The sequence below is a fragment of the Paenibacillus sabuli genome, from assembly GCF_014705605.1.
In the GTDB taxonomy this organism is placed as follows: domain Bacteria; phylum Bacillota; class Bacilli; order Paenibacillales; family Paenibacillaceae; genus Paenibacillus_D; species Paenibacillus_D sabuli.
Window position 1 is genome coordinate 1 of sequence record NZ_JACXIZ010000104.1, and the last position, 1,174, is coordinate 1,174.

Below are 1,174 nucleotides of genomic sequence, written 5' to 3' on the forward strand. Positions count from 1 at the left end.
TGAATATTTCAGTGCGGCGGAGCCGCTGAGTTAATGAGTGAGAGCCACGATGTTAATGAAATAGAGCCACCGTGTTAATGGACAGAGCCACCTCGTGTGAGGTGGCTCTGTCGTGCAATTTACGACGAAATGCCTTTTCGCTTGCGCATGGAATCCTCGCCGTCGATCAATATGTGATACGAATTATGAACGATGCGATCGAGAATGGCGTCAGCCATCGTCTGCTCGCTGATCTTCTCGTGCCAGCCTTCAGGCGCAAATTGCGAAATGAAAATCGTGGAGGCGTTCTGATGGCGCGCCTCGATGATCTCAAGCAGGTCGCGGGATTCGGTAGCCGTGAGAGAAACGAGCAACCACTCATCAAGGATGAGCAAGCTGATCTTTTTGTATTGGGTAATCACTTTCTTGTACGTGCCCTCGCCGCGAGCGACAGCCAAATCGGTCAATAGTTCCGGCAGCCGAACGTATTTGGTGGCCAGAAACTGTCGGCATGCAGACATGCCCAGTGCGCAGCCGATGTAGGTTTTCCCGGCACCGGAAGCGCCCATCAAGACGACGTTGTGTTTCTCGTGAACAAAGGTGCCGGTAGACAGCCGAAGAATTTGAGCTTGATCCAGACGCCGATCGGCGTGGTATTCGATATCTTCAACGCAAGCATTGGGATAGCGAAGCGTCGCCTTTTTGATGAGCTTATCCAGCTGATTATTTTTTCGCCTGATCCACTCCGCGTCGACAAGAAGGCCGAGCCGTTCTTCAAAAGTGAGCGTGTTAAAAGACGGCTGTTGCAGTTGTTCCCGGAATTGTTCGGCCATAACGCTAAGCTTCATGCTGATGAGTTTGTTGGCTGTCGTTTCGTTAACCATGATTATTGTTTCCTCCCATAATAGCTCGCGCCGCGCGTGAAACCGTGCGGGTTTGCGGGACGCGTAGTTGTTTCTGCCTCAATTGTTGCGGTTTGTTCATCCACTGCCCGGTCTTGGCCGGATTTCAGAATGGTGCTGATGTGTTTAAAACCGGGATTCGGGGTGTAGCCAAGCGCTTTGGTACAGGCCGCTTCAACGCGAACGAGCGAATACCGATCTGCGAGCTTCAGCACGCCCATACAAGCTTTGTAGCCTTGCTGTTCGACCCGGTGCCCGGTCAAAATGGCGCGAATGGCAACAGCTGTGCTGGG

1 protein-coding gene and 1 pseudogene are annotated in these 1,174 nt (G+C 52.6%); both read right to left on the minus strand.

From position 1 onward, the window contains the following. Positions 1-119 precede the first annotated feature (119 nt). Positions 120-863: an IS21-like element helper ATPase IstB gene (gene istB / locus IDH44_RS26280; RefSeq protein WP_190921784.1), complete on the minus strand. Its 744-nt coding sequence runs from the start codon at positions 861-863 to the stop codon at positions 120-122. A gap of 2 nt (positions 864-865) precedes the next feature. After that, positions 866-1,174 (minus strand): annotated as a pseudogene (locus IDH44_RS26285) (IS21 family transposase); the annotation flags it as partial.

Excerpts from the sequence above, each read along its gene's own strand:
- istB (WP_190921784.1), bottom strand. The coding sequence starts at position 863 with ATGGTTAACGAAACGACAGCCAACAAACTCATCAGCATGAAGCTTAGC.